Origin of the sequence: Ensifer oleiphilus (assembly GCF_013371465.1) — a bacterium.
Classification (GTDB): Bacteria; Pseudomonadota; Alphaproteobacteria; order Rhizobiales; family Rhizobiaceae; genus Ensifer; species Ensifer oleiphilus.
In genome coordinates this window covers 1,080,293-1,105,705 of sequence record NZ_JABWDU010000003.1, presented here as the reverse complement: position 1 = coordinate 1,105,705, position 25,413 = coordinate 1,080,293, and the positions used below count along the sequence as shown (strand labels likewise).

At 62.4% G+C, this 25,413-nt stretch carries 23 protein-coding genes; 9 read left to right on the top strand and 14 right to left on the bottom strand.

Annotated elements, in window-relative coordinates; all coding sequences use genetic code 11:
* Positions 1 to 19 precede the first annotated feature (19 nt).
* Complete coding sequence (locus HT585_RS17630) at positions 20 to 1,207, top strand: MFS transporter (protein WP_343214018.1); 1,188 nt, start codon at positions 20 to 22, stop codon at positions 1,205 to 1,207.
* Between the two features lie 121 nt (positions 1,208 to 1,328).
* Here the strand turns inward: HT585_RS17630 and HT585_RS17625 are convergent, their stop codons facing one another.
* Positions 1,329 to 1,946, bottom strand: coding sequence for a cysteine hydrolase family protein (locus HT585_RS17625; protein WP_176354131.1), 618 nt, complete (start codon positions 1,944 to 1,946; stop codon positions 1,329 to 1,331).
* Between the two features lie 126 nt (positions 1,947 to 2,072).
* Between HT585_RS17625 and HT585_RS17620 the strand changes: the two genes are divergently transcribed.
* Positions 2,073 to 3,101, top strand: a complete 1,029-nt coding sequence (locus HT585_RS17620; RefSeq protein WP_176354130.1) for a GlxA family transcriptional regulator — start codon at positions 2,073 to 2,075, stop codon at positions 3,099 to 3,101.
* A 144-nt stretch (positions 3,102 to 3,245) separates the two neighbouring features.
* Here HT585_RS17620 and HT585_RS17615 read toward each other — a convergent pair whose 3' ends face one another.
* The gene (locus HT585_RS17615; protein ID WP_176354129.1) at positions 3,246 to 4,523 is read right to left on the bottom strand and encodes a DUF2254 domain-containing protein; all 1,278 of its coding nucleotides are present in this window, start codon (positions 4,521 to 4,523) and stop codon (positions 3,246 to 3,248) included.
* Positions 4,524 to 4,852: 329 nt separating this feature from the next.
* On the opposite strand from HT585_RS17615, the gene HT585_RS17610 reads away from it, so the two are divergent.
* Positions 4,853 to 5,875 carry an LLM class flavin-dependent oxidoreductase gene (locus tag HT585_RS17610; protein ID WP_176354128.1) on the top strand — a complete coding sequence of 341 codons (1,023 nt, stop codon included), beginning with the start codon at positions 4,853 to 4,855 and terminating at the stop codon, positions 5,873 to 5,875.
* Between the two features lie 132 nt (positions 5,876 to 6,007).
* Here the strand turns inward: HT585_RS17610 and HT585_RS17605 are convergent, their stop codons facing one another.
* Positions 6,008 to 6,439 carry an OsmC family protein gene (locus HT585_RS17605; protein ID WP_176354127.1) on the bottom strand — a complete coding sequence of 144 codons (432 nt, stop codon included), beginning with the start codon at positions 6,437 to 6,439 and terminating at the stop codon, positions 6,008 to 6,010.
* 242 nt (positions 6,440 to 6,681) lie between these two features.
* Here HT585_RS17605 and HT585_RS17600 point away from each other — a divergent pair, with 242 nt between their 5' ends.
* A complete protein-coding gene (locus HT585_RS17600; protein WP_176354126.1) occupies positions 6,682 to 8,040 on the top strand; it encodes a cation:dicarboxylate symporter family transporter in 1,359 nt (452 codons plus the stop codon).
* A 595-nt stretch (positions 8,041 to 8,635) separates the two neighbouring features.
* Complete coding sequence (locus HT585_RS17595; RefSeq protein ID WP_176354125.1) at positions 8,636 to 9,082, top strand: GNAT family N-acetyltransferase; 447 nt, start codon at positions 8,636 to 8,638, stop codon at positions 9,080 to 9,082.
* Positions 9,083 to 9,247: 165 nt separating this feature from the next.
* Here HT585_RS17595 and HT585_RS17590 read toward each other — a convergent pair whose 3' ends face one another.
* Together HT585_RS17590 and HT585_RS17585 are read right to left on the bottom strand one after the other, a co-directional pair.
* The gene (locus HT585_RS17590) at positions 9,248 to 9,466 is read right to left on the bottom strand and encodes a hypothetical protein (RefSeq protein ID WP_173421179.1); all 219 of its coding nucleotides are present in this window, start codon (positions 9,464 to 9,466) and stop codon (positions 9,248 to 9,250) included.
* Between the two features lie 32 nt (positions 9,467 to 9,498).
* Positions 9,499 to 11,448, bottom strand: coding sequence for a hypothetical protein (locus tag HT585_RS17585; protein ID WP_176354124.1), 1,950 nt, complete (start codon positions 11,446 to 11,448; stop codon positions 9,499 to 9,501).
* 392 nt (positions 11,449 to 11,840) lie between these two features.
* Between HT585_RS17585 and HT585_RS17580 the strand changes: the two genes are divergently transcribed.
* Both HT585_RS17580 and HT585_RS17575 read left to right on the top strand, forming a co-directional pair.
* Positions 11,841 to 12,341 (top strand): response regulator transcription factor, encoded by a 501-nt coding sequence (locus tag HT585_RS17580; RefSeq protein WP_176354123.1) that lies wholly within the window; start codon positions 11,841 to 11,843, stop codon positions 12,339 to 12,341.
* 27 nt (positions 12,342 to 12,368) lie between these two features.
* Positions 12,369 to 12,617 carry a helix-turn-helix domain-containing protein gene (locus HT585_RS17575; protein ID WP_343214017.1) on the top strand — a complete coding sequence of 83 codons (249 nt, stop codon included), beginning with the start codon at positions 12,369 to 12,371 and terminating at the stop codon, positions 12,615 to 12,617.
* A 32-nt stretch (positions 12,618 to 12,649) separates the two neighbouring features.
* Here HT585_RS17575 and HT585_RS17570 read toward each other — a convergent pair whose 3' ends face one another.
* Positions 12,650 to 12,985, bottom strand: a complete 336-nt coding sequence (locus HT585_RS17570; RefSeq protein ID WP_246707721.1) for a hypothetical protein — start codon at positions 12,983 to 12,985, stop codon at positions 12,650 to 12,652.
* A gap of 226 nt (positions 12,986 to 13,211) precedes the next feature.
* Here HT585_RS17570 and HT585_RS17565 point away from each other — a divergent pair, with 226 nt between their 5' ends.
* Positions 13,212 to 13,649 (top strand): hypothetical protein, encoded by a 438-nt coding sequence (locus tag HT585_RS17565; RefSeq protein WP_176354121.1) that lies wholly within the window; start codon positions 13,212 to 13,214, stop codon positions 13,647 to 13,649.
* Between the two features lie 191 nt (positions 13,650 to 13,840).
* On the opposite strand, the gene HT585_RS17560 is transcribed toward HT585_RS17565, so the two are convergent.
* From HT585_RS17560 to HT585_RS17525, 8 genes are all read right to left on the bottom strand, one after another.
* Positions 13,841 to 15,055 (bottom strand): CaiB/BaiF CoA transferase family protein, encoded by a 1,215-nt coding sequence (locus HT585_RS17560; RefSeq protein ID WP_176354120.1) that lies wholly within the window; start codon positions 15,053 to 15,055, stop codon positions 13,841 to 13,843.
* Positions 15,052 to 16,107: an ABC transporter ATP-binding protein gene (locus HT585_RS17555; RefSeq protein ID WP_176354119.1), complete on the bottom strand. Its 1,056-nt coding sequence runs from the start codon at positions 16,105 to 16,107 to the stop codon at positions 15,052 to 15,054. Before HT585_RS17555 ends, HT585_RS17560 begins: the two co-directional genes overlap by 4 nt.
* A gap of 85 nt (positions 16,108 to 16,192) precedes the next feature.
* Positions 16,193 to 18,301: an ADP-ribosylglycohydrolase family protein gene (locus HT585_RS17550; protein ID WP_246707720.1), complete on the bottom strand. Its 2,109-nt coding sequence runs from the start codon at positions 18,299 to 18,301 to the stop codon at positions 16,193 to 16,195.
* A gap of 17 nt (positions 18,302 to 18,318) precedes the next feature.
* Entirely contained in the window at positions 18,319 to 19,503 is a 1,185-nt protein-coding gene (locus tag HT585_RS17545) for an ADP-ribosylglycohydrolase family protein (protein ID WP_176354118.1), read from the bottom strand.
* The gene (locus HT585_RS17540) at positions 19,490 to 20,914 is read right to left on the bottom strand and encodes an extracellular solute-binding protein (RefSeq protein WP_246707719.1); all 1,425 of its coding nucleotides are present in this window, start codon (positions 20,912 to 20,914) and stop codon (positions 19,490 to 19,492) included. Before HT585_RS17540 ends, HT585_RS17545 begins: the two co-directional genes overlap by 14 nt.
* 46 nt (positions 20,915 to 20,960) lie before the next feature.
* Entirely contained in the window at positions 20,961 to 21,857 is an 897-nt protein-coding gene (locus HT585_RS17535; protein ID WP_053247821.1) for a carbohydrate ABC transporter permease, read from the bottom strand.
* A complete protein-coding gene (locus HT585_RS17530; protein ID WP_176354117.1) occupies positions 21,857 to 22,834 on the bottom strand; it encodes an ABC transporter permease in 978 nt (325 codons plus the stop codon). The genes HT585_RS17535 and HT585_RS17530 overlap by 1 nt, the downstream gene beginning before the upstream one ends.
* 3 nt (positions 22,835 to 22,837) lie before the next feature.
* Complete coding sequence (locus HT585_RS17525; protein ID WP_176354116.1) at positions 22,838 to 23,884, bottom strand: LacI family DNA-binding transcriptional regulator; 1,047 nt, start codon at positions 23,882 to 23,884, stop codon at positions 22,838 to 22,840.
* A gap of 687 nt (positions 23,885 to 24,571) precedes the next feature.
* Here HT585_RS17525 and HT585_RS17520 point away from each other — a divergent pair.
* A complete protein-coding gene (locus tag HT585_RS17520) occupies positions 24,572 to 25,390 on the top strand; it encodes a hypothetical protein (protein WP_176354115.1) in 819 nt (272 codons plus the stop codon).
* Positions 25,391 to 25,413: the final 23 nt, after the last annotated feature.

Sequence of the window (25,413 nt, the reverse complement as noted above, 5' to 3'; positions counted from 1 at the left end):
CAAGAATATGGATGGCTTGGTGACAAAATCAGCGGCCTCGACGGACGACCAGAGCCGAGCGCGATGGGGTGCCGTGGTGTCCCTTTCGCTTGGAGTTTTCGGCCTGGTGACGGCAGAGTTTCTGCCGGCAAGCCTGCTGACGCCGATGTCGGCGGATCTCGGGGTCAGCGTCGGGGCGGCCGGGCAATCGGTGACGACGACCGCCGTCGTCGCGGCGGTCGCCGGTCCGGCAATCGTCGTCTACACGGGACGGTTCGACCGGCGAACGGTTCTTCTGGCTTTGACAGGCCTGCTCGTCGTTTCAAGCCTGATGGCGGGTTTTGCGCCGAACCTTCCCTTCCTGCTTGCGGCGCGCGTCCTGCTCGGCGTTGCGCTCGGCGGCTTCTGGGCCATGTCGCTGGCGCTCGCCATGCGGCTGGTTCCCGGCAGGCTGATGCCCCGCGCCATGGCGATCGTCATGTCAGGCGTATCGATCGCAACAGTGTGCGCCGCACCCGTTGGTGCGTGGATCGGCGCCACGCTCGGCTGGCGCTATGCGTTCCTGCTTGCAGCCGCAGTCGGAGTGATCACCTTTATCGTCCAGGCACTGACCGTTCCATCGTTGCCCCCAATCGGCACCACCAGCCTCGCGACGATTGCCAGAGTTCTCAGGCGCCCGGCGATCCGGCTCGGTCTTGCTACGATCCTGCTGGTTGTCACCGGCCACTTTGCCGGCTTCACCTATATCCGCCCCTATCTCGAACAGGTGCCGCGATTTGACGTCGAGATGATCACCGCGATCCTTCTCGCCTTCGGTATCGGCGGTTTCTTCGGCAACATCGCCGGAGGTTTCCTGGCGGAGCGCAACACGCGGCTTGCCATGATGCTGGCGGCTGTCGGTATCACCGCCACGGCTCTTCTTCTCGCCGTCGGTGGCGTGCTGCCGGCCATTGCCGCTGCAGCGACGGCCGCCTGGGGTTTCGCCTTCGGCGCTCTGCCCGTCAGCGTCCAGTCTTTCATCAGTCGCGCTGCCGGCGACGAGGCGGAAGGTGCCGGTGCTGCGACGCTGACGACATTCCAGATCGCCATCTCGACGGGGGCAATCCTCGGCGGCGTGATCGTCGAACTCCAGGGACCTGCCGGCGTGTTCCTGTTCGCCGCACTGGCTGCGCTGTTGGGCGCCTCGCTCGTTGCGATGTCTCGCAAGGTGGCCCTCCAGCCGGGCTGAGTTGAAAGCCCAACCGGTTGGCGGCCGAGATCCCGCATTTCTGCAGGGTCGGGACGGCCGCCAACCGCGTTCTTCACCTGCCCGCAGCACGCGTCGCCAAAGGCGGCGGATTGCCAACGCCTCATTTGCCCGAAAGCGGCAGAGCCAGGAGGCGATCGGTCGTGACGATGTCGCCGAAGGTGTCGTCAATCGAGGCCAGAGCTGCGCGGTGCAGAGCGACGTGGCTGACGGTGTTGCCATCCGCCATATCGAGGTCGCGCGTGGCGCAAGCGTCGTCGGCGACGATCACATTGTAGCCGAGCGGCACGGCATCGCGGGCGGCACCGGTAACGCAGGCATGGGTCATCAGACCCGCGATGATCAACGTATCGATGCCGGCCTCTTTCAGCTGCCGGTCGATGTCGGTGGTCGGAAACACACTGACCGACGTTTTGCGCACCACCGAATGATGGGCGGACGGCTGGATTGCCTCGTGAAACCGGGAGGTCTCGCTATCCTCGGCAAAGATAGGGCTTCCGGCCGGTGTCACGTGCTGCACGTGGTAAACTTTCATGCCGTCCTCATCGGCGCGGTCGATAAGGCGCTTGGCGTTGCCCAGCGCCTTCGCACCATCCGGGATCGGCATCCGGCCGCTGAAATATTCGTTCTGAAAGTCGATGACCAGCAGGGCGGTCTTGGCCGGATCGATACTTTGCGGTGCTGTCGCTCCAGCGATGGCACGGATGGTTGGGTGCTGCATGACGGGAAAGTCCTTTCACGTTGTTGATGGCGCAAAAATCCCGCACGCGGCGCTTTCGCGAAAGTGGCCGAAATGACAATATATGCTAGGTTCTGGCCAACTCCGCGGAACGGGATACCAGCACCGATGCACACCATCGCCGTCATCGCCTTTGAAGGCATCAGCGCCTTCCACCTCTCGGTGCCCTGCATCGTGTTCGGCGACGAAATGCTGAAGCTCGGAGTGCCCCGCTACCGGCTGCTGATCTGCGGCGAGAACATCGGTTCTATTCCCACCGGCTCCGGCTTCCGCATCGAGGTGACGCATGATCTCAGCCACCTGGGCGAGGCCGACACCGTCATCGTACCGGCCTGGCGGGATCCGGACGAGCGGCCGCCCGAGGCGTTGTTGCAGAGCCTGAAGGCGGCACACGCACGCGGCGCGCGGCTGGTCGGCCTGTGTCTTGGCACCTTCGTCCTGGGGGAAGCCGGAGTGCTTGACGGGCGCCCGGCCTCCACCCATTGGGCCTGGGCCGAGGAGTTCCAACGACATTACCCGCAGGTCGCCCTCGATCAGGATGCGCTCTACGTCGATGATGGCGACATTCTCACATCGGCCGGGACAGCCGCCGCAATGGATTGCTGCCTGCATATCGTGCGCCGCGATCATGGAGCGGAAATTGCCAACCGCATTGCGCGACGACTGGTCGTGGCGCCGCATCGCCATGGCGGCCAGACCCAATATATCGAGAAGCCAATACCGGCGGCCGTCAGCGAAGTGCAGCTCGGCGCGACGATCAACTGGGCCATCGCGCATCTGGACGAGCCACTGTCGCTCGAAAAGCTGGCGGCGCGAGCCGGAATGAGCCTGCGCAGCTTCACCCGGCACTTCCGAAAGGCGACCGGTACGACGTTCACGCAATGGCTGCTCAACCAGCGACTGGCGACCGCGCAGCGCCTGCTTGAAACCGGCTCCTGCCCGATCGAACGGGTCGCAGAGATGGCGGGATTCGGCTCCACCGTCTCGCTGCGCCAGCACTTTACCCGCGCCTTCTCCATCTCGCCGGCAAGCTACCGCCGGCAGTTCAGGAAGAGACCTGAATCAGCTGGGCATCGCGGCCACCGCTTTCCACTCCGCCATGACCTCGAGGCGGCGGATATGGATGCCGAGCGCTGAGTGTCTGGTGGGGCGATGGTGCGCCTTGCGGCGGTACGTGCTCATTCAAAAGCCTGGTCAAAAACGGCTGGCGGCCTTTATGGTCTGGACGATTTCATCGAGAACATGCCCCGGTCGAAGGCGATGCGGACGCGCGAACGTCAGTCATGCTTTAGGGGAGCCTCCCAGCCCCTGCGTATCGGCAATGTGCGCGAGCGCCGCATCCTCCGGCAACAGGTAGACTTTGTCGATCGTCTGGTCGAGCAGGTTGCGTTCTATGCTCAACGAACCCTTCCGGCTTTCCGGCAGCACCGCTTCGAGGTCGTCGATCATCGCGTGCAGCCTCCTTGCGATCTGTAGATTTTCCGCTCCATAGATCCGGATTTCCCGACACGTAAGCTGCACGAAATCCTCCCAGTTCGGCGTCGGAAACACCACGCGAAGACGTCCCTGGGCGTCACGGACGTATTCGTTGCGCAGTTCGCGCGCACCAACACTGCGTAGCAGTCTCTGCAATTGATCGATGGCGAGCACCGCTGTCGTCGGGTCGTTGATCGCCTTTGAAAGCGCCTTGGTGGCGATGTCGACGATAACCCTGAAGGCGAAGGTCGGATCCTGCTCGATGGTTCGCTCTCGGCCGAAGACGACGCTGGCGCGAAGGTCCTTGGCGGGTATTTCCTTGGCGCCACCATACAAGCGGAACAGCGGTTGCCCGTATGAGACAAAGTCGCCGACGCGCGCAGCAAGCTCGATCACGCCGTCCGCTCGATGCGCTTGAATGGTCAGGGCCTTCACGTCGACAGCAAGAACGATGTCCGAAGAACCGACATGCAACACGACGCTTCCCGGCTTCTCTCGCGGCTGGTCCGGTTGTGGTTGTTCGTCAACATCCGACAACCGGCCGGGATACACCGCCTCGATAACGGCAAAGCCCTGCTCGGCCACGCGATGGATGATGCTGACGGGACGCAATAGCCGGGCGGAATAATCGATGAAATAGAGAAAGGCGGCCAACGACAGAACGCCCAGGATCCCCGAGATCCACATGATGGGAGACGGAGCCGACGTACTGACACGGCTGATCGCCCCGATGGCAAAAAGCAGGGTGAAGATGAACAGGCCGACGGTGAAACGGATCACGTTATCGCGCAGCAGGGTTGTCGCGATGATACGCGGCGTAAGCTGCCCGCTCGCAATCTGTATGGCGACGAGCAGGGAGCCGAACGTGAAGACGATGAACGAAAGCGCCAGGCTGATGATCGCCTGCATCGCTGCAACCGTACCCTCGGTCTCCAAGGGCCACAGCGGCACCCATTCCGTCCACTGTTCGAATACAAGCACAGCGCGGAAGAAGGCTTGCTGCAAGACGAGCGCGAAAAATGGCACGACCCACAGAGAGGACCGCATGTAGCTCTTCAGCGCGTACAACTTGTTCCAGCGCATTGGGCCTCATTCCTCTCGCCTGGCCCTTAGAGCCGGGAACGGTCAGATCTGCTACAAGGGGCGCCGTACGCCATGAACTCCGGCTAAAGGGCGATCGGCGCAAGCGACCTGCCTGGATCCAATATATACCATGCTGCGCCGTCGGAAAGCGCACCCACGTGGCCCGCGACAGGCACGGCGTCAGGCTGCGGCTTCTCCCCGAGGTTGGTGCCACATGGTGGTCCGTGAGCAGATCGGAAACACAGCGTTCGGCCTGCAGTGACTGTCGCGCGGCCCGGTCTTATGCCATCTAAGATAGTAACAATGACACATTCCCAGGCGGCGCTATCGTGAAGAAAATCGGATTCCTTTCCTTCGGCCATTGGACCCCATCCTCCCAGTCGCAGACCCGCTCCGCCGGCGACGCGCTTTTGCAGTCGATCGACCTTGCGGTTGCTGCCGAAGAACTCGGCGCGGACGGCGCCTATTTCCGCGTGCATCATTTCGCCCGGCAGTTGGCCTCTCCGTTCCCGCTGCTGGCCGCCGTCGGCGCACGCACGAAGCGCATCGAGATCGGCACGGCCGTCATCGACATGCGCTATGAAAACCCGCTCTACATGGCTGAAGATGCCGGTGCCGCGGACCTGATATCGGGTTCTCGCCTGCAGCTCGGTCTCAGCCGCGGATCGCCCGAGCAGGTGATCGATGGCTGGCGCTATTTCGGCTACGTACCGCAGGACGGCACATCGGATGCGGATATGGGCCGCAGCCACGCGGAAGTGTTTCTCGAAGCGCTGAAAGGCAACGGCTTCGGCCAACCGAACCCGCGGCCCATGTTCCCGAACCCGCCGGGCCTGCTGCGGCTCGAGCCCCATTCAGACGGTCTGCGCGACCGCATCTGGTGGGGCTCAAGCTCGAATGCCACCGCCGTCTGGGCGGCAAAGCTCGGCATGAACCTGCAGAGTTCCACGCTGAAGGACGACGAGACCGGCGAGCCCTTCCACGTGCAGCAAGCCGCACAGATCCGCGCCTATCGGCAGGCGTGGAAGGAAGCGGGCCACGCCCGCACGCCCCGGGTTTCCGTCAGCCGCAGCATCTTTGCGATCGTCGATGATCGTGATCGCGCCTATTTCGGCCAGAGCGGCAAGGAGCAGGACACGATCGGCTTCATCGACGAAAACACGAGGGCTATCTTCGGGAGGTCCTACGCCGCCGAGCCGGACGTGCTGATCAAGCAACTTGCCGGCGATGAAGCGGTGGCGGAAGCCGATACGCTGCTGTTGACCGTCCCCAACCAGCTCGGCGTCGACTACAACGCCCACGTGATTGAAGCGATCCTCAAGCACGTCGCTCCCGCGCTTGGCTGGCGCTGAGCGACAGGACGCTGTCGTCGCGGCGCGCCTATCTATCCGCGATAGGCTGCCGCCTCACGTCCGCTCCCACGCTCATGCCCGGCTGATCCCGATCACGCCAGGGCGATCCGATCGTCGCCGGGCTGACGTCTCTCATCCCAGGCTGACGTCGAGTGTGATGGGAACAGCACCAAGCGCCTTCGACACCGGGCATCCCGCTTTCGCCTTGTTGGCGAGCTCGGTGAATTTCGTCAGATCCGCGCCCGGCACACGCCCCTTCAGGGACAGATGGATCGCGGTGATCGCAAAGCCGTCGGCGACGGATTCGAGCGTGACCTTGGCGGTGGTCTCCATGCTGTCGGCCGTGAGGCCGGCCTCACCTAAAATCAAAGACAAGGCCATGGTAAAGCAGCCGGCGTGCGCTGCGCCAATAAGCTCCTCCGGGTTGGTACCGGGTACGCCTTCGAAACGCGTAGCAAAGCCGTAGGGATACTCCTTGAGCGCGCCACTCTGCGTCGAAATCTGGCCTTTGCCGTCCTTGAGGCCGCCAGCCCATTTTGCCTGTCCTGTGCGATTGATCTGCATGCTCCGTCTCCTCCGGGTGAAATCCACGGACTTCAGATAGGGCAGTGATGTCGGATTGCTATGAGACAGACATGCGCCACGATCGACATCAGCCGATTTCGCCGACCGGGAAAATTATTCCACCCATGATTGCTCCCGAGCCAAACGGTTGCTTATACTCCTTTGCAACCTGGACTAATTTGCCCTCGTTGCGGATGCTGCCTCCCTGACGCTCCGCTCCATCAATCAATCGAGTGTAAATCGTGTCCCAAGCTACAATCAAATCCCCGCCGAAGCCGTTTTTCCTGTCGTTCGGCTTCCAGGTTCTCGCTGCCATGGTCATCGGACTGTTGCTTGGCCTTGTCGCCCGCAACATGGGCGTCGACGCGGCCGGCAACCCCAACTGGCTGACCGTGACGCTTCAGACGATCGGCAGCATCTTCGTGCAGCTTCTGCGCGCCCTGGTCCCGCCGCTCGTCTTTACCGCGATCGTTGCCTCCATCGCCAATCTGGCGACGCTGCAGAACGCGGCAAAGCTGGTCTGGCAAACGCTTCTGTGGTTCGCGATCACCTCGCTCATCGCCGTTGTCATTGCGATAGCGCTCGGCCTCATCATCCAGCCCGGCATCGGCTCGGCCGTGTCGCAGGAAGCTGCCAAGGCCCCGTCCTATGCCGGCTCATGGCTCGATTTCCTGAAAGGCCTGGTCCCCGCCAACATCCTGGGCCTGGAGGCAAGTACCAAGCTGACGGAGGGAAGTGCCAGCACGTCGCTGAACTTCAACGTGCTGCAGATCCTCGTCGTCTCGATCGTGTTCGGCGCAGCGGCACTGAAAGCCGGTGACGCCGCCAAGCCCTTTCTCGCCTTCAACCAGTCGCTGCTCGTCATCGTCCGCAAGATCCTGTGGTGGGTCATTCGGCTGACGCCGATCGGCACGATCGGCCTGCTCGGCCGCGCCGTGGCGCAATATGGCTGGGGAACGCTGGCGCAGCTCGGCTGGTACGCAGCGGCAATCTACATCGGGCTCGCCATCGTGCTATTCGTCGTCTATCCCGCGCTTTTGATCGCGCATGGCCTGAAGCCCTCGCGCTTCTTCGCCGGCGCCTGGCCGGCCATCCAGCTTGCTTTCGTATCGCGGTCTTCGGTCGGCACCCTGCCGGTCACCGAAGCGGTCACTGAAAAGAGCCTCGGCGTGCCGCGCGAATATGCGGCCTTTGCCGTGCCGCTCGGCGCCACGACCAAGATGGACGGGTGCGCTGCGATCTACCCGGCAATCTCGGCGATCTTCATCGCCCAGTTTTTTGGGGTGCCGCTCGGCATCCAGGAGTATGTGCTGATCGTCTTCGTCTCGGTGCTCGGCTCGGCGGCGACCGCCGGCCTGACCGGCGCCACCGTCATGCTGACGCTCACCCTGTCGACGCTCGGGCTTCCGCTTGAGGGCGTCGGCCTGCTGCTCGCGATCGACCCGATCCTCGATATGGGACGCACCGCCGTCAACGTCGCCGGACAGGCGCTGGTGCCGACGATCGTTGCCAAGCGCGAAGGCATTCTCGACGAGGCCGTGTACAATGCCGGGAAGTCGATTGAAGATCCGGAGACGGACGCCGCTCTTCAGGCCGCCTGATTTCTTCAGTCAGCACCATTGGAGCAACAGACCACGGAGGCCGGCATTCTTGCCGGCCTTTTTGCGTCCGGTGGCAGACGACTCGGTGCATGCCGAGTGGGGCACGTCATCCGCTGCTGAAACCGACCAAGCGGGGTCCCGATAGCCCTGTGTTCGCGACCAACCTTCGGAAGTCGTGGGGTGGAACCCACGCAAACCCGAGCGCCCTCAGCAGCCCCCCGCCTCGCACCTCTGTCCGCAGGCAGAGACATTCGCCGTCTCGCTGGCAGATACTGATGCGAGGCACACAGCATGAGACAGACCGACCATTCATTTCTTCGAGGAAGATGACTGTTGAAGCCCATAGCCATGCATCGCCATCTCCACGATGTCTTCGGGTTGCAGCAATCCCTGCTGGAGTTGAGAGATCAAGACCGACCGTCGCTGACAACACCCTGCTTTCAATCAGTGCGTTTTAAGTGCAACCAACAATACCGTAGAGTTGTTATTTTCGGAAGATTGGAATACTCAATAGCCGACACTTCGCAGCAGCGCGTTACAATTCTCACCTTGGATCAATGCCGATTTGAGGAAATACAGTCGAAGCGGAGCCTGGATGCCGGTCATCTTTCAACGGATACATGAGGACCACGCGTCACAGGCAGCGACGATCATCGTGCAGGCTTACGTAGAGCCGCCTTGGAATGAAAAGTGGTCGCTGGAGGGGGCGACATCACGCATGGGCGAATTGTCGACCACGCCGGGCTGGATGGGGGTCGGAGCCCTTGAGGCCGGACAATTGCTCGGTTTTGCCATCGGCCTCCCGCACACATCGGCTTCCGGCAAGGGCCTCTACATACCCGAGATCGCCGTCCTTCCATCTCATCAAGGCAGAGGCATTGGAAAGCGGCTGCTTAAGCTGCTCGAAGCAGAAGCTCACGACGCCGGTTTTTCAAGTGCCTGGCTCTTGTCGCAAAGCCAGGGAGCCGCCGCGGAATACTACAAGGCCAGCGACTACAAACAGGTTGGGAACTTGAGGGTCTACTCGAAGTCCATGGCGTAGCTCGAGAGGGTAGCGACCCGGTCGACAAGTTCCCTGCCACCCCGATCTCCATTCGAAGATCAGGCAGCGGACATCGAGAGGCGACGCCACCACAAAACCGAGGCAGCCGTCGCCACCGCCCGAATTGGTCGGCAGCGAGCGAGCCCTGCATTCACACGCCAGCGCTTACCCCTCGTAGTGGCCCGACGACGCTGCGGCAGCCGATTTGACGACCAGCGCCACATCAGCACCCTTGATGACGCTCACCCCTGTTGCACGCAGATCCGCAACCGTCTTCAGTCCGCCTGACTTTGGCGTTTCAAGAGGCTCGACACTGCGAGCGTCCAGATCGACCACCCAAAGTCCCTTTTCACCTTCGATGCCGATCACAACAACTTTGGTCATTCATTTTCCCCTCTCGCCATGGATCGCTCCGTTTAAAATCCCGCCTTCTTCAAGCCGTCTCGATAGAGGTCCCTGTGCCATTGCTCCTTGCTCGGAACAGCCGCAAGCCATGTATCCAGATCGAAGTTGGGGTTGGCTTCGCGCACCCGGCGAACAAAGACACGCGCCTTGTCCTTCTGGTCCAACATTGCCCAGTTCGCGGCCGAGAGCCTGTCGGCAAGGCTCGGATCGGCCATACGGCCGATATAGTCGAGCGAGGTCTCGAATTGGCTCAGCGCGTAGTTTGCGCCCGCCGCGGTCCAGAGATAGGAGTCCGGGCTCAACGGATTGAGCTCGATCGCCCGCTCGATCTTCAGCAACGCCTTGCTGGGAAGCGAACAATGGACGAGCGTATCCGCATGATCGGCAATGATATCGGCGTAGTGTGGACCCAACGTCTCGGCCAGTTCCATCGCCTCGGCGCTTTCATCGAATGCGCCCTGCAAGAGCTTGGCGACGCCAAGCTCGCGGTAGCCATCGGCCATGTTCCGGCGCGCATCGATTGCGCGCACCGCAAACCCCTCGGCGGCTTTCAGCAGCTCGATGTCGCCCCTTGCGGTCAGTAGCCATTCCTTGGAATAGGTTCTGGCGATCGAACTCAGCGCCGGGGCAAAATCGGTACTGGCGTGGAGAGCCGTCTTCATCTCCTTGCGCGCACGCCGAAGGTCGGGCAGCGTGAGCCGGTTCAGGTGCCGTCTTCCCACGAGATAACTATGGTACGCCGCCGGGTTCAGCTCCCTGTAAAGGCGTGTCGCTTCGTGCCGTTCGATTTCACTTGAAACCGAAAGCGCGATATTACGCGCGATCGCGCGACGGGCAGCGACGAGGTCGGGCTGGCTCAGGCTGAACCGTTCTGCCCACACGACCTCATTGTCGGGGAAGAAGACAAGCTGAACGAACAACGTTCCTTCGCTCGTCTGATTGCTGATCCGGCTGTCGAGGATGTAATTGAGAGCGTGGCGTTGAAAGAAATCGGCCTGGTCTTCGAGCTGATGTCCAATCTGGACGGCGGAATGGTGGGCGATGACCTGAAGACTGTTGAACGCGCAAAAACCGATCGTTATGTCCTCGATCAAGGCGTTTGCGATGAAGCGGCTGTCCGGGCGCCCGATATGATCGCTCGGAGGCAACAGCACCAAACGCGGTACCGCGTGCCGGCGCATGTCGCCAGCTTCGGCATGAGGGCGTTGCTCTGATATTCTGACGAGAGGAGGATGAACCTGTGCACTTGCTGCTGTTTGCCGGGTGTCCCGGTTCACCGTGGCGTTGACCAGGTCGGCACCTCGTGCCAGCGCGTTGCTCCTCTTCTCCAAAATTCTGCGAAGCTGGTCGACCTCTTCTTCGGCGTTGAAGACTTCGACAAGCAACTGGAGAGTGTCCGGATCGGCGCGTTCCGCCCCGATCAACAGGATGCCGGCATCCTTGAGAATTTCAGCGTCTTCGTCGGAGCGCGCCGCTCGCGACACCCTCCTCAGCAGCGCTTTGAGAAGGGTATTCTGGCGGTCTTTCTGCTCGGCAAACCATCCGTAGAAGTCACGGCTCTGGCAGCCGACAGGCCCCAGGAACGAGCGATGCATCAGCGTGGTGAGATTGCGCAACTGGTGCAAGGGGTCGGCCGTATCCACATCGGCAACCCAGATCATGTCCGACGACACCGCCAACCGCTCGACGTGAATCATATTGCTGGAAAAGGAGAGGAAATGTGCACCGAGTTCGTCCTGGCGCAGCTTTATCCGTGAAATCATCTTGCGCATGTTGACGAGGGAAACGGCGTTGTCCTCGTCTCCCCACAGGAATGAGGCCATCGCGGCGCGATGCTCGGCCCCTTCCCTGGTCGTCAGCAAATAGGCCAGAAGCAACAAACCTTTTTCGGGATAGGCAACCTGCCGCTCCTCTGAATCAACGAGCTTCAAGCCGCCAAAGGTTTGCAGAAAGAACTTCATTTGTACCTTTGGGCCGTTCCGCCAATATTGATCAGCACCGTTGCGCCATAAGAAGACCCAACGGCAGTGCGTAAGCCTTTCGGCCTGTCATTTAGGGAGCGTGTGGACAAACGATTGCGAGACGGAGTTTGTCGCAATATCGCGCAGAATTCAACCGGGAACTCACGCGAGGCAAAGCATAGGTTGCCATCGCGTCCCGACATCGCTCGGTCCTCTGACGGCAGCTATTGCATGCTCCATTTCAGGCTTGGTTCCAATTTGCGATGCAACGACGAAAAACGACTTTCTGCCATGGGCCGAATGACCGCGGCGTCACTGTCATTTCGCCTTGTTTTCGGGGAACGCCGGCCACCGCAAATCATCTCACGCCCTTTTCGACGACGCGCACGCTTATGACGACAAAAGCCATTTTTTCACAAGCCGCAAACGCGCAGGATCCGCGCGCGGCGGCTATCAGCGTCGTCCTGGTCGAGGACGACCACGATCTGCGGCATGGCATTGCCGACTACTTGAGGCTGCAAGCGATCGATGTCACGGATGTCGCATCGGGCATCGGTTTCTACACGGCTCTGAACCACAACGATTTCGACGAGGCGATCCTTGATGTCAACCTGCCCGACGTCAGCGGTTTCGAACTCGCGCGCGCGGCCTCTTCAGGCAAACGCATGGGAGTGATCATGTTGACCGCGCGCGCCAATCGCGAGGATCGCATAAACGGATATGAGCATGGTGCCGACCTCTACCTGACCAAGCCCGTGGATGGCGAGGAACTGGCGCTCGCCATCGGCAACCTGGCCCGGCGCATCCGAGCCATTGCAACACCCGCAGCACATGCCGCAAGCAGCAAAGGCCCCTCGGCGACGACGCAGCAGACCTGGCTTCTGGAACTGTAGCAACGCCGGCTGATCGCGCCGGCTGGTGTGTTGATCCAGCTTTCAGGACGGGAAGCCATGTTGATGGAACACCTTGCCAGCGCCGCAGGCGCGACCGTTTCGCGCGGTGCCATCGACACCCTCCTCGGCCACACCCATTCCGACCCGGAGAGCCGCCGCCTCGATGCCGCACTTCGGCGATTGCGGATGAAAGCCCGCGCGGCCGGCGTTGATCTGCCTCTGCACATCGTCCACGCCGCCGGGGTGCGCTTCGTTGGAACATTGACGGTCGTGTGAGCCGGATCGGCTGCCCGGCCGCCGCGCCGCACTTATGCGTTAGACGATCCGGCCGGGTCGCCGGTTGGCGGCAACGCGGTTTCTGGTTCTTCGGGCGCATGCCCCTTCTCCAGCTCAGCAACCTCTAGGCGCCCCCAGGCTGCGGCTCGATCCATCAGCAATCGCATCTCGGCGTTGAGGGCATGGGATCGTCGGATCTGATCGGCGTGGGCGACATTGGTGCGTGGATCGTAGAAACGGCCGATGTCTTCATCTGTGGCACGCCTGGCCTGTTCGAGTGCCGCCCGCAGCGCGGACAGCTCGGCCTTTGCCACGAAGTATCGTCTCATCGCGTCGATGAGTTCGCGGTCGCGCGCCTTCGTCTTCATGGATGCCTCCCTTGCAATAGGCAGTCGGCGTGATCCCACAAGATGGCAAAATCTGGGTCCTGCCCCAACGATAGGCATGTTGCCTGTGGACGCAACGTCGTCGCGCCATCTCGACGGCGGACCACACAAGGCGTCATCGTGATTGGACTTCAGGTCCGACAAGAGTCACGCTCACACTAGGGAAAAGGGTTGGCGCAGCGCATCTATCGTCCAAATGGAGGCGACAATGAAGCACCATACACGCGAGCAATTGCAGGTCTTCGCGCAGATCGAACCGGACGTCCGTCCGCTGAACATGTCCCACAGCGAGCGCCTGGAACGCTGGGCAGAGCTTCTCGAGCAGAGCCCGAGCCACCATCTGGCGACGCTCTATGAAACCGAGCACCAGTCGGCCGCCGTGCGCGATACCTTGCGCAGCGACGGCTCGCCAATTTCCGTGGCGTTCAACGACCCGATGCTGCGAGCCGCCGGCCTGCAAGACGATACCTACGGCGAGGCGCTCCGGTTCTTCGGGCTGCGCGACTGGCAGCTTCACGGCGTGATCTGCTACTGCCACTTCGGTGCAACGGTGAACGCCGCGACGGCAGCCGGGCTCGTCCGGTCGATTCTGAGCGGCGAACGCAGCGGCCTGCTGGCCCGTATGCGCGCGTTGTTCTTCGGCTGACACTGGCCGGAAGCTCGCGACACTGCGGACGCCGACGCGGAGGGCAGCTGGCAACTCACCGAGGCTTGCGCTGTCGGCCGGGTGCATGGCCGTCCACGCCCCTGTGACGGTGCGGGCAATGCCCCGCGCCGCAGGTCTACGCCATGTCAGATCTGCCTGAGAACCCAGCGGCCCTCCATGCCGACAGGGGTTTACCCACCGGCATCCGTGATCGCAGCGACCGTCGCTGGAGAGAGCCCGATCTCCGCCAGCACCTCGGCTGTGTGTTCCCCGAGCGCCGGCGCCGGCCGCCGGAAGCGCCCCGGCGTTGCGGACAGGCGCGGCACGATGTTGTGCATGGGCAACGTTCCGTGCTCTGCATCGTCGAGCGATACGATTACCTCGCGCTCGGAAAAATGCGCGTCCTCGGTCGCGTCGGCAATGTTATAGATCGGCCCGACCGTAGCGCCACTGTCACGCATGGTGGCAAGGGCTTCATCGTGGGAGCGGACGGCAAACCAGGCGCCGATCGCCTCGTCGACGAGATCGCGGTGCTTGAGGCGCTCGCTGTTGGAGCGGAAGCGCGGATCGTCGTTCATGTCGGCGCGGCCGATGATCTCGAAGATCCGCCTTGCGACAGCCGGCGTCGAACCTGAGAGCGCCACGTATTTGCCGTCGGCGCAGCGATAAACGTTGCGCGGGCAGGCGGTATTCGAGGCGCTGCCGATACGCTCCTTAACGGTTCCGTTGAGCGCGTAGATAGCGGCCTCGGGACCGAGCACCGAGAAGATCGGCTCCAGCAGCGACAGGTCGATGACCTGTCCGCGCGCCCGGCCCTTCTCGCGCGCAAACAGCGCCGTCATCGTCGCCGACATGCCGTAGACGCCGGCGATCATGTCGGCAAGCGCGAGTGGAGGCAGCACCGGCTCGCGATCGGGAAACCCGGTACGATAAGCGTAGCCGCTCATGCCTTCGACGATGGTGCCGAAGCCTGGAAATTCAGCGTATGGCCCGGTCTGGCCGAAGCCGGACACGCGGACCACCACGAGGTCTGGATTGCGTGCCATAAGCGCGTCCGGTCCGAAGCCCATCTTCTCCAGCGTTCCCGGGCGGAAATTCTCGATGAAGACGTCGGCCGTCGCAATCAGCGCCCAGAGCGCCTCGCGATCGGCATCCTCGCGCAGGTTGAGGACCACCGAGCGCTTGTTGCGCCCATAGGTCTTCCAGAACAGCGACAGGCCTTCGTCCTTCCACTCACGCAGGGGATCGCCCGCCGGCGGCTCGATCTTGATGACGTCGGCGCCGAAATCGGCCAGCTGCAGCGACAGCATGTTGCCGGCAACCAGACGCGACAGGTCAAGCACCTTGATCCCATCCAGCGGCCCTTCGGCATCGGGATCCCAGTGCTTTCTGGCGAAATCGCTCATTGGATGCGCCCGCCCGTCTTCTCGTCGAACAGCAACACATTGGCCGTGTCGAAGCCGATTGTCACCTTCGCGCCCGACTGCAGAAGGGCGCTTTCTCCAAGGACCATGGTGACGTCGGTGACTCCGATCCGAAGCATCACTTCCTGCGCGTCCCCTGTCGGCTCGACCAGCATCACCTCGGCAGCAATGCCGCTGTCGGCAAGGTGGATATGCTGCGGGCGGATGCCGTAGACGATCTTGCGCCCCGAAGCGAGCCCATGACCTTCAGGCAACGGCAGCCGGGCGCCATCGGCAAGCCGCAGCGTCTGACCGTCCACTTCGCCGCGCAAAAGGTTGATTTCGGGCGAGCCGATGAAGCTGGCAACGAACAGGTTCTGCGGGTTTTTATAGAGGTCGAGCGGCGGCCCCATCTGCTCGATCTTTCCGCCGTTCAGGACGACGATCTTGTCGGCCATGGTCATGGCTTCCGTCTGGTCGTGGGTGACGTAGATCGTCGTCTTGCCAAGGCGCTGATGCAGCTTCTTGATCTCGCCGCGCATCTTCACCCGAAGCTTGGCGTCGAGGTTGGAAAGCGGCTCGTCGAAGAGGAAGGCGCGCGGATCGCGCACGATGGCGCGACCCATCGCCACGCGCTGGCGCTGTCCGCCCGACAGTTCGCGCGGTAGCCGTTCGAGCAGATGTCCCAGCCCGAGGATGTCGGCTGCTTCATCGACACGACGCTTGATTTCGCTCTTCGACACGCCGGCAAGCTTCAGCGCGAAGCTCATATTGTCGGCGACCTTCATGTGCGGATAGAGCGCATAGCTCTGGAACACCATAGCAAGGTCACGTTCCTTGGCCGGCATGTCGTTGACGATGCGGCCGCCGATGGTAATCTCGCCGGCGCTGATGTCTTCGAGCCCGGCGATCATGCGCAAGAGCGTCGACTTACCGCAGCCGGACGGGCCGACGAGGACGACGAATTCGCCGCTGCCCATGTCGAGCGAAATATCGTCGAGCACCGACATACTGCCGTAGCTCTTGCCCACGTTCCTGAGTTCGATCTCGGACATGGTTTCTCCTCCCACTTGATACGCCGATGCGGTTCCTGGCTCCCCGCCGGCCCGTTTCACGGACCGGCGGGGGAATCAAGACCGATCAGGCGGCCTCGACAATCTCGATGGTTCCAACGCTCATGCGACCAAGCGCGCCGAGGCGAAGCCCGGCCATGCCATAAACGAACTGGTCGTCCCGCGCTTCGATCAGCGGCTTGCCGTCGATCGCGAAGGACAATGAATCGCCCTTGAGGGTGAACGCGAAGCCGTAGCTCTTGCCAAGCTCGCGCTTGAACGGGGCACGCGCAAGAACCGTGGTGCCGAAATCCTCCTTGAGGATCACGACCTCGTCGCCATCGAAGCCTGCGGCATAGAACCGGCTGGTGCCTTGCACGCGGGCCGTAACCAGCTGCGAAGGGCCCGCGAGCGGCTTGACATCCGCCAGGACTTTGACATCGCGGGCGTAATAATGGCCCGTCCACATGTCGGCGTCATTGGCCGTATGCGCATGGATGCGCCCATCCTGCAGCGTCCAGTGACCGCGGTTCCAGGTAAAGCGCGAGATCGCGCCCCATTCCTGCACTTCGCCCTTGGGATCGATGACGGTGTGACCCGCGCCCTCGACCTTGAAATCGGCGAGGAACAGGCGGCCGAGAAATTTCAGACGACCGAAATATTCGACCTGAATACCGATCTCGTCGATCGCTTCGGCGCCTTCCGGCACGGTGAATTCGTAGTCCTGCCAACCCTCATGGTTGGGCACCTGCCACGCGCCGGTTTCCTCGATCGTGCCGGACATGGCCCTGCGGATATAGGGAGCAACGCGCAGGTTGCCGTCGCCATTCCACGGATCGAGCCACAGCTTGAACGACACCGTCTGGCCGGCATCGACCAGCGGCGAGAACATCGGGCGGTAGCGCTCGTCGTCGAAATCGGAGCGACGATAGAAGGGCTTCCAGAAGATGCGTCCGCCCTGGCCACGCTCGAGCCGGTCGAGCTGGATCTCGAGCGAGCCGCGCGAACCTTCGGCCTGTTTGTCGGTCGAGCCCTTGAGGCTGATCTGGTTGAAGCCTTCGGTGCGGAAGCCGTGGGTCGAACCGGGCAGGTCGAAATCGAAGCGGACGCCACGGCGGGTGAAGTCTTCCAGCCAGAGCGCCGGCACGTCGTCACCGCGCAGCTGCAGCGCCAGCACCGTCAGTTCCCGGGCAAAGGACGGGATGTCGACGATATTGATCGAGCCGACGACGCCGGAGGCGACGATGAAGTCGTTGATCGGCTTTCTGTACTTGTCCCAGCCCGGCTGAAGCCCCTGGAAGGTGCCGACGATCGCTCCGGCATTGCCGGCGTTGCAGTCGGTGTCCCAGCCGGCCATGGTGGCGATCTCGGCAGTGCGCGGCAGATCGCCTTCGCCGTAGAGGATCGCCATGACGGTGACGCCGGCATTCGGAATGATGTGGCAGACGCCGGGATAGCGGTCATAGCCCCAATCGGCCGTCAGCATGTCGCGGCAGGCGCGCCAGTTGCCGGGATTAGCCTTGTGGAAATCGATCACCGCCTGCGCCACGCGGGCGTACGTCGATTTCGCATCGATGGTCGCCATGGCGGCGGCGATCACCTCGGCGATCGAGGTCGCCTCGAAAGCCCTAGCGATGGCGGCAGCGCAGAAGCGCGCGCCGTTCAGGCCGTCGCCGTCATGGGCAACGCTTGCGGCGCGAGCCGAAGCATCGGCTGCCTTCTGCGGCTCGCCCGGATGCACCCAGCCCCAGCTGTCGATGAAGATCTGCCCGCCGATCTGTTCGGCGACCGTCGCGCCGTTCTGGGCGATCGATCCGGACTGCGGTGCGGGAATGCCGGCACGCAGGTTGCGATAGGCGGTGTGCTCGGTCGAAACGCCGAAGCCGCCCCACCAGTACATGCCATGCTCTTCGGCGGCATAGTTCACCCAGGTCTTGCCGACATCGGCAGCACTCGCCGTCAGGCCATAGTCGCGCAGCGCTCGGATGAAATAGACCGGGCCGTTGGTGTCGTCGTCAGCGGCGAAGTTCTTGAAATCGCGCAGATACTGGGTGACTTCGCCATAGGTTTTCTGGACGCGCTCATAGCTCCAGATCGTCGGTTCGACCGGGGCGCCCAGGCGAACGCCAATGGCCTTGCCGATGAAACCGGCATAGATCTTCTCGTAAATCGTCTCTTTGCTGAGCTTGGGCATCATGCGTCTTTCGTTATCGATCAGAATGTGAGGGCGGCGCGGAAGCTGGTCCGCCGGTCGGCCGCCGCCTGGTCGGCGGCAAGCATGGTCGTTACCACTTCGGTAAAGCGGTCGGCCGAAGCGGTAAGGTCGAGCCTGTTGGCGCGGTCGAGCAGCGCGTGGTCGGCGGCGTCGATGACGCCTTCGCCGTGCATCGCACCGAGGATCGCACCGGCCATGACGCCGATGGAGTCGGTATCTCGACCGGAATTGATGCCGTCCTCGATCGAGCGGCGGAAATCTCCGTCGTTGAACAGGCAGAAACCGAGCGCCAGCGGCAGTTCTTCGATCGAGCCGAGGCGGCTTGGCTGATAGGCAGCCGTCAGGCGACCGGCCTTGGCGGGTGTGTGGTTGACGTCGTCGCCCATGGGAGAATAGGGCGCGATCGCGGCATGGAAGGCTGCAACGACCGTTGCGTGGTCGGCACCTTGCGCCTTCAGTGTGCGCGCGATTTCAGCGATGTCGGCAATGGCGTTGCGCGTGCCGTCCTTGGCAAGCGCCAGAACGGCCTCGATCACGCCTTCGATATCTGTGCCGGGCACGAAGGCCGCGGCAACCGCGGCGGCAAACACGCCGGCCGCTTCAAGCCCGAAGCTTTCCTGATGGCCCGAAGCGAACGCGATAGCCTCGTCATAGGCGGCCTTCGGATCGCATGCGTTGACGACGCCGATCGGCGCCACATACATCGCGGCACCGCAATTGACCATGTTGCCGATGCCACCCTGGCGCGGATCGCACGAGGTCAACTGATGGCGCTGGAAGATCCATTTTTCCGGATAGAACAGCCGCTCGATCAGCATCGCTTCGCGCTGCAGCTCCGGCACGTAGCGCGGCACCCAGGCGATCTGCCGGACCATGCCATCTGCCATGTCCCAGGCATCGAGATGCCGGCCGACCTCGCCATAGATATCCATCAGGCAGAGCGTCATCAGCGTATCGTCGGTGACGATGCCGTTGCCGCGCACCCGGCCGTTGCGGGCGGTCGCATCGAGCGACATCTTGTGCCACTCGGTGTCCAGCGACTTCACACGGCCATATCGCTGCGCGATTTCGGCGGCCGGCAATTTTTCGACCGGCGCCCCCATGGCGTCGCCGAGTGCGACGCCATGGATGAGCGCGCGGACCCTCCCTTTGAGGGAGAGCCCTTGAACGCTACTTTTCTGCATCGAGAACAGTCCTTGCATACTCGTTGAGACGTTTTCCGCCAGCCGCTTCCCACTCCGCGACATACTGGTCCCACTGATCCATCTTGGCGGCGCCGGAGATGAACTTGTAGACCCAGGACCGGTAGACGTTTTCGGTGGCGTCGAGATCGGCGGCGTAGTCGGCCGGCCAGACGAAGGTGTTGTCCGGCTTGAAGTCCTTCTGGATCGTCGCCAGCGACTGCTGGGCCGCTTCCGACTGCCAGACGACTGGCGGGGTCCAGTTGGCCGCGACCATGAAGCGGGCGTACCAGGTGGCGATCTTGTCGGTGACCTTATAAGCGTCGCCGTCCTTGGTGTATTCCTGGCCCTCGAAGCCGAGTCGATCGAACATCTGGCCTTCCGGGCTTGCCATGAAGTCGAGCAGCTTCATCACTTCGGCCTTGTGCTCCGAGACGGAGGAGATCGCAAAGCCGCGCGATTCCTTCGAGACGTCGACGGCGGCGAGGCCCTGGCCACCCGGTCCCTTCGGCGGCGCCAGAAGCACGAGCTCGGTGCCCGGATGAACCTGGCGCATCTTGCCGCCATAGATGTCGATGACCTCGCCGGAGGAGCCGAAGATCACGCCGGCCCGGCCGGTGTAGAACTTGTCTTCCTTCACGTCGAACTTGGTGGTGATGTACTCGGGATCATAGAGCCCCTGCTCACGCAGCGATGCGTAGAAGGCGATCTTGTCTTTCTCCTGGCTCGTGATGCGCGCATGCACCCACTCGCCGCCTGCATTCTTCATCCAGGTGCCGGTGATGCCGAAGGCCTGGTTGAAGATGGAATCGAGCTCGTTGGTGTTGTCAGCCGTGGTCACGCCATAGCTGTCGGCGACGCCGTTGCCGTCGAGGTCACCGTCCTTGATCGCCTTGAACAGGGTGACATAGTCTTCGACGGTTTCAGGCGCCTTGAGGCCGGTCTTTTCCAGCCAGTCCTTGCGGATCACCGGCTGCGGCCCGCGCACCGGATAGACGTAGAGCAGATAGGGATAGTTCTTCAGGCGCTCGACATTGTGCGGCCACAGCGCGTCTTTCAGGTACTTGGTGTCGGCCAGCATCGGGCCGAGATCCTCGAGCACGCCCTGCTCGACCATCTTGGCGTCGCCGCCCTGGAAATAGATCAGGTCCGGGATGTCTCCCGAGAGCAGCATGACAGACAGCTTGTCGGCATAGCCGGAAGACGGCAGGTCGACGAGTTCGATGTCGAGATCGGTGCCCTGCGCCCGAAGCGCGTCCTCAATGCGCTGCAGGTGCTTGACGTCGTCGGGGTTGGACGGCGTGAAGTCCTTGGACACCACCCGGATCTTGACCGGTTCGGCCATTGTCGGGGCGGCCGCACCAAGGCTGAGCGCCAGGGCAGTCGAGGCCAGCAGGACCATTTTTCTAAGCATTTCGTCTCCTCCGTTTTGATAGGCTTCTTTGTTGGAACGTGTCTCGTCACCCCTTGAGCGCGCCGCTCATGGTTCCCTTGGTGAAGAATTTGAGGATCAGCGGATAGATCGCCAGGATCGGCACGATGGTGAGCAGGATCATGCCGGCTTTCAGCGACCGCAGATCGATCTGGCTGGCGCCTGTGTTGTTGCTGGCGTTGTTGGCGCCGACGATGGCGACCTTGTCTCCATCGATGACGAACTGGCGCAGCACCACCTGCAACGGCCATTTGCCCTGGTCGTTCAGATAGATCATCGCGCGGAAGAACTCGTTCCAGTGAAAGACGAGATAGAACAGCGAGATGGTCGCAAGCGCCGGCTTGGCGAGCGGCAGAACCAGGTGCCAGAAAACCTGGAACGGGTTGGCGCCATCGAGTTCGGCGGCTTCCAGCAGTTCCTTCGGGATCTCTTCGAAGAAGCGGATGAGGATGATCAGGTACCAGGCATTGACCGCCTTGAAGAGGATCACCGACCAGTAGCTGTCGAGCAGACCTAAGCGCTTGTTGACGAAATAGTCGGGGATGATGCCCGGCTCGAACACGATGGTGACGAGAACGAGGATGAAGAGCGCCTTTCGCCCCGGCAGGCCGGGCCTGGAAAGTCCCCAGGCCATCAGTGCCGTGCCGACGACGCCGATCACGGTGCTGACGGCGGTGATGAAAATGGAGTTGAAGATGCCGCGCTGCACATTGGGGTGCTGAAGCAGAACACTCCAGACCTCGAAGGAGAACCCTCGGGGGATGATGGTCAGCCCGCTCATGCCCGGCACCTTTGCCGGCTCGGAGAGCGAGACGGCGAGCAGGTTGAGGATCGGCTGGACCGTGACGACGACGAGCAGCAGCAGCGTCGAGACGATGATCGCATATTCGATGCGTTCGATCGGGGTCTTGCGCGACAGGGCCATTACCAGACTCCCTTTCCGGTCAGACGCTTGGAAACGAAATGGGCGATCACGATCATCATCGTGCCGAGCACCGCCTTGAAAAGGCCGGCGGCCGTTGCCAGCGAGTATTCGCCGGTCTGGAGCCCGATGCGGTAGACATAGGTATCGACGATATCGATCTTGCTGCGCACCACGTCGTTGGAGAGGTTGATCACCTGGTTAAGGTCGGCGTTGAGGAACATGCCGGCATTGAGGATGAACAGCGTCGCAATGGTCGGCACGATGCCCGGCAGCGTGACGTGCCTGATCTTCTGCCAGCGGTTGGCGCCGTCGATCTCGGCGGCATCATAGAGCTGCTGGTCGATGGCGATGATGGCTGCAAGATAGAGCAGGCTGTCCCAGCCGGCCGAACGCCAGATTTCGGTAAAGACCAGTACCCAGCGGATCGCGCCGGTATCGGTCATGAACGACCGTGGCGCCATGCCGGCCATGCCCATGAGATTGTTGACGGCGCCGTCGGTCGGCGACAGCGCTGCAATGAAGATACCGGCGATCACCACCCAGGACAGGAAATGCGGCAGGTAGATCGCCGACTGGATGAACTTGCGCAGCGACCCACCGCGAACCTCGTTCAACAACAGCGCGACGATGATCGGCACCGGTAGGAAGAACACCATCTTCATGGCCGAGATGATCAGCGTGTTGGCGAGCACCTGCCAGAACACCGGCGAGGAGAACAGCACCTGGAAATGCTTGATGCCCACCCAGATGTTGGGCGGCACGATGCGTACCTGCTCGAAGGCGATGCGCGCCTCCCAGATCGGCAGATAATGGAAGACGAGGAAGAACAGGATGCCCGGCGCCATCATGACGTAATAGGGCCACCAGCGCCGCCAGCCATCGGCGGCGACGGCCATGCGTCCCTGCCTGCGGCCCGCACTCGATTTGGGAACGTTCCCAAATTTAGGCGACATCACCGCCTCGTCACGATTGGTCATTGCTTACCCCCTCCCGGAGCTTGCTGCGCGTCTGGGCTGGTCGAGCGACACATCAGCCAATGAGCCTCGCTCGATCAGCCGGCATGGCATGAACACCCGCCCATGTTCGGGCCGGCCGGCGATTTCATCGAACAGGCAGTCGACGGCGCGCACGCCGATTTCGCGCCCGGGCTTGGCGACTGTCGTCAGTCCCGGCCAGGAAAATGCGCCGGCGGGAATGCCGTCGAAACCGAGGATCGATACATCCTCCGGGCATCGAAGCCCGGCTTCACGCACGGCAACCATGGCGCCGAGCGCCATCAGATCGTTGGCGGCAAAGACCGCGAGGTGGCCGACCCGGTCGCGCTGAAGGAGCCGCATCATCGCCGTGCGCCCGCCTTCAACGGTGTATTCGCCGTCTTCCATCGGCAGCGCCGCCGGGTCGATGTCGCGCTCGACGCAATGCTCGTGGAAGGTCCGCAGAAACCGGGCCCGTGCGATGCGCGACTTCGGCCCGAGGATAAGGGCTGGCGCGTGATGCCCCTTGGACACCAGATGGTCCATGCCAAGTCTGACCGCCTGGGCGATATCGGAACCGACGGAAGAATTGGCCGGGAACCGTTCCGCACTCGAGCCGATCAGCACGAAAGGCAGTCCGAACCTGTCGAGGTCATCGAAGCTGTCGGCGACCGGATTGATGATGGCACCATCGACCCTCGCCTGCCGCAGCGCCCGCAGGTGGCTGGCCTCGCGGCCATGATCCCAATCCGAGGAAAACACCAGGAGAGAGGCCCCGTTTTCAGCCGCGCGGTCCTGCGCGCCACGCGCGACCTCGGCCCAGAACGGGTTGGTGATATCGGGAATGACAAGGCCAAGCAGGCCGGTGCGCCCTGAGCGCATGCCGACGGCGAGATCGTTGCGCTCATAGCCGACGGCACGGGCAGCCTCAAGCACACGCTCACGCGCCTCGTCCGTAACATTGGACGCGCCGGAGAGTGCCCGGCCGGCGGTGCTCTTGGACACCCCTGCCTTGCGCGCGACGTCGATGATCGTCGGCCGCCTCCGCTGCATCACACACGCCCTCCCATGGCATGAACTCGTGGGAACGTTACCACGGAGAATTCGAGTCCGCAAGTCCACACGATTTTGGATGTGGTCTTGCCGGTCCTGCTGAGGTGTCAAAAAGAAAAAGGCCACCGTTCAGACGGCGGCCTCAAATTGAGAGGTGTATAACCTCCAGAGGGAACATCGCTATCGCAGCCGGGAGGATGGCTGCACATCAAGCGACCCACATACTTTGACAGGTCAGCGCCCGGTCCTCAATCAATGCAAAACCATGACTGCGGCCGGAGCGGGATCGCTCTTCCAACAATCGCTCGGCAACCGCGATTTTTTGCTACGCCTCCAGGTCTCGGGCATTTTGCGGCCATGGCAGCGCCTGTTCGTGAAACAGTACCGACAACCGAAACGCACCCGCAGCGTGCGGCGGTTGCGCACATCCGGCCCATTGCCTTGACATATGCGCCGTCGCATTTACGATAGCGGCATGCTGATCGTGACTTCATATGCCCTTCGAGAACCCGTGCGCCTCAAAGCGGGATCGTAACCCGGCCGCGGCTTTTACCGTGCGCGACCGGGGCATGTCACGCCATCCCAGCTACCTCCCTGCGAGCTGAGACGATGAAACCGGTTGCCGCTTCGCGCCGCTCCAAGCGCACTTCCTGATAGCGAGCAGACCCTAGCTCTCGACAGCATGTAATGAAAAATCTCCCGCAAACTGATAGCTGGCGCACCGGCCGGTTTACCGCGTTCGACATCGCAACCGCACTCGGAGAAAGCCGGGCGGCGCTTGCCGATCTCTTCAATTGCGACGCGCTGAAGAGCGCGCGGCGAACTGTTTGCACAGACAAACCAGGATATTTCGAACTCGACGCGGCAGCGCGGGCCAGCCTCGCCATCAGCCATTCCCTTTGGCGCCACACCGGCCTGACGCCTCGCGTGACCGAGCAGGCGCTTTCCAACTGGCCGCAGATCGCCATGTCGGTTGCCCGTATTGTCGACTTCGAGCCTGAGACATCGACCGACACCGACTCAAGCCTTGAGCCGGCCCCCGCCGCCGACCCTCTCCAGTTCTACGGGCGCTTATCTGGAGAGCCGCTCCCGGTCGCCACGCTCGACGACTATATCGATCTGATCGATGGGCGGTATCTGCTGTGGCGCAGGCCGAAGTGCGACCCGCATGGGATCGCGGCTGCCATCCACGCCAGCCAGGAACGCCTTCGCCTCGACCCGCAGGATGCCGCCGCGCAAGCGGATTTTCTTGAGGCTGCAGCCGTCTTGAGGCGATCATCCAAACACGAAAAGATCTGGCTTGGCTCAATCAGAGGCGAAGCGTTCTGTCCGACGCCGGCCGCAAACCAGACGTCGATGCCCGAACAACTACCCACCGCACCGATGATAGGCGAGGCAGCCAATGTCGCAACACTGGCCACGAATTATCGCTTCAAAAGCTCGGTCAATATCTCGCTTGCCGCCCGCGCCATGAAACGACGGGCGCTGGGGCTGGCGGTCGGATAGCCCTCCGCCTCTCCACCTGCAGT

Bases quoted from the DNA above. Each gene is read 5' to 3' on its own strand.
- HT585_RS17555 (WP_176354119.1), bottom strand. From the start codon at position 16,107: ATGTCCGAGATCGAACTCAGGAACGTGGGCAAGAGCTACGGCAGTATG.
- HT585_RS17545 (WP_176354118.1), bottom strand. From the start codon at position 19,503: ATGCAGAAAAGTAGCGTTCAAGGGCTCTCCCTCAAAGGGAGGGTCCGC.
- HT585_RS17605 (WP_176354127.1), bottom strand. From the start codon at position 6,439: ATGCAGATCAATCGCACAGGACAGGCAAAATGGGCTGGCGGCCTCAAG.
- HT585_RS17580 (WP_176354123.1), top strand. From the start codon at position 11,841: ATGACGACAAAAGCCATTTTTTCACAAGCCGCAAACGCGCAGGATCCG.
- HT585_RS17520 (WP_176354115.1), top strand. From the start codon at position 24,572: ATGAAAAATCTCCCGCAAACTGATAGCTGGCGCACCGGCCGGTTTACC.
- HT585_RS17540 (WP_246707719.1), bottom strand. From the start codon at position 20,914: ATGCTTAGAAAAATGGTCCTGCTGGCCTCGACTGCCCTGGCGCTCAGC.
- HT585_RS17530 (WP_176354117.1), bottom strand. From the start codon at position 22,834: ATGACCAATCGTGACGAGGCGGTGATGTCGCCTAAATTTGGGAACGTT.
- HT585_RS17570 (WP_246707721.1), bottom strand. From the start codon at position 12,985: ATGAAGACGAAGGCGCGCGACCGCGAACTCATCGACGCGATGAGACGA.
- HT585_RS17525 (WP_176354116.1), bottom strand. From the start codon at position 23,884: ATGCAGCGGAGGCGGCCGACGATCATCGACGTCGCGCGCAAGGCAGGG.
- HT585_RS17585 (WP_176354124.1), bottom strand. From the start codon at position 11,448: ATGAAGTTCTTTCTGCAAACCTTTGGCGGCTTGAAGCTCGTTGATTCA.
- HT585_RS17535 (WP_053247821.1), bottom strand. From the start codon at position 21,857: ATGGCCCTGTCGCGCAAGACCCCGATCGAACGCATCGAATATGCGATC.
- HT585_RS17565 (WP_176354121.1), top strand. From the start codon at position 13,212: ATGAAGCACCATACACGCGAGCAATTGCAGGTCTTCGCGCAGATCGAA.
- HT585_RS17590 (WP_173421179.1), bottom strand. From the start codon at position 9,466: ATGACCAAAGTTGTTGTGATCGGCATCGAAGGTGAAAAGGGACTTTGG.
- HT585_RS17615 (WP_176354129.1), bottom strand. From the start codon at position 4,523: ATGCGCTGGAACAAGTTGTACGCGCTGAAGAGCTACATGCGGTCCTCT.
- HT585_RS17550 (WP_246707720.1), bottom strand. From the start codon at position 18,301: ATGATGCCCAAGCTCAGCAAAGAGACGATTTACGAGAAGATCTATGCC.
- HT585_RS17595 (WP_176354125.1), top strand. From the start codon at position 8,636: ATGCCGGTCATCTTTCAACGGATACATGAGGACCACGCGTCACAGGCA.
- HT585_RS17560 (WP_176354120.1), bottom strand. From the start codon at position 15,055: ATGAGCGATTTCGCCAGAAAGCACTGGGATCCCGATGCCGAAGGGCCG.
- HT585_RS17625 (WP_176354131.1), bottom strand. From the start codon at position 1,946: ATGCAGCACCCAACCATCCGTGCCATCGCTGGAGCGACAGCACCGCAA.
- HT585_RS17620 (WP_176354130.1), top strand. From the start codon at position 2,073: ATGCACACCATCGCCGTCATCGCCTTTGAAGGCATCAGCGCCTTCCAC.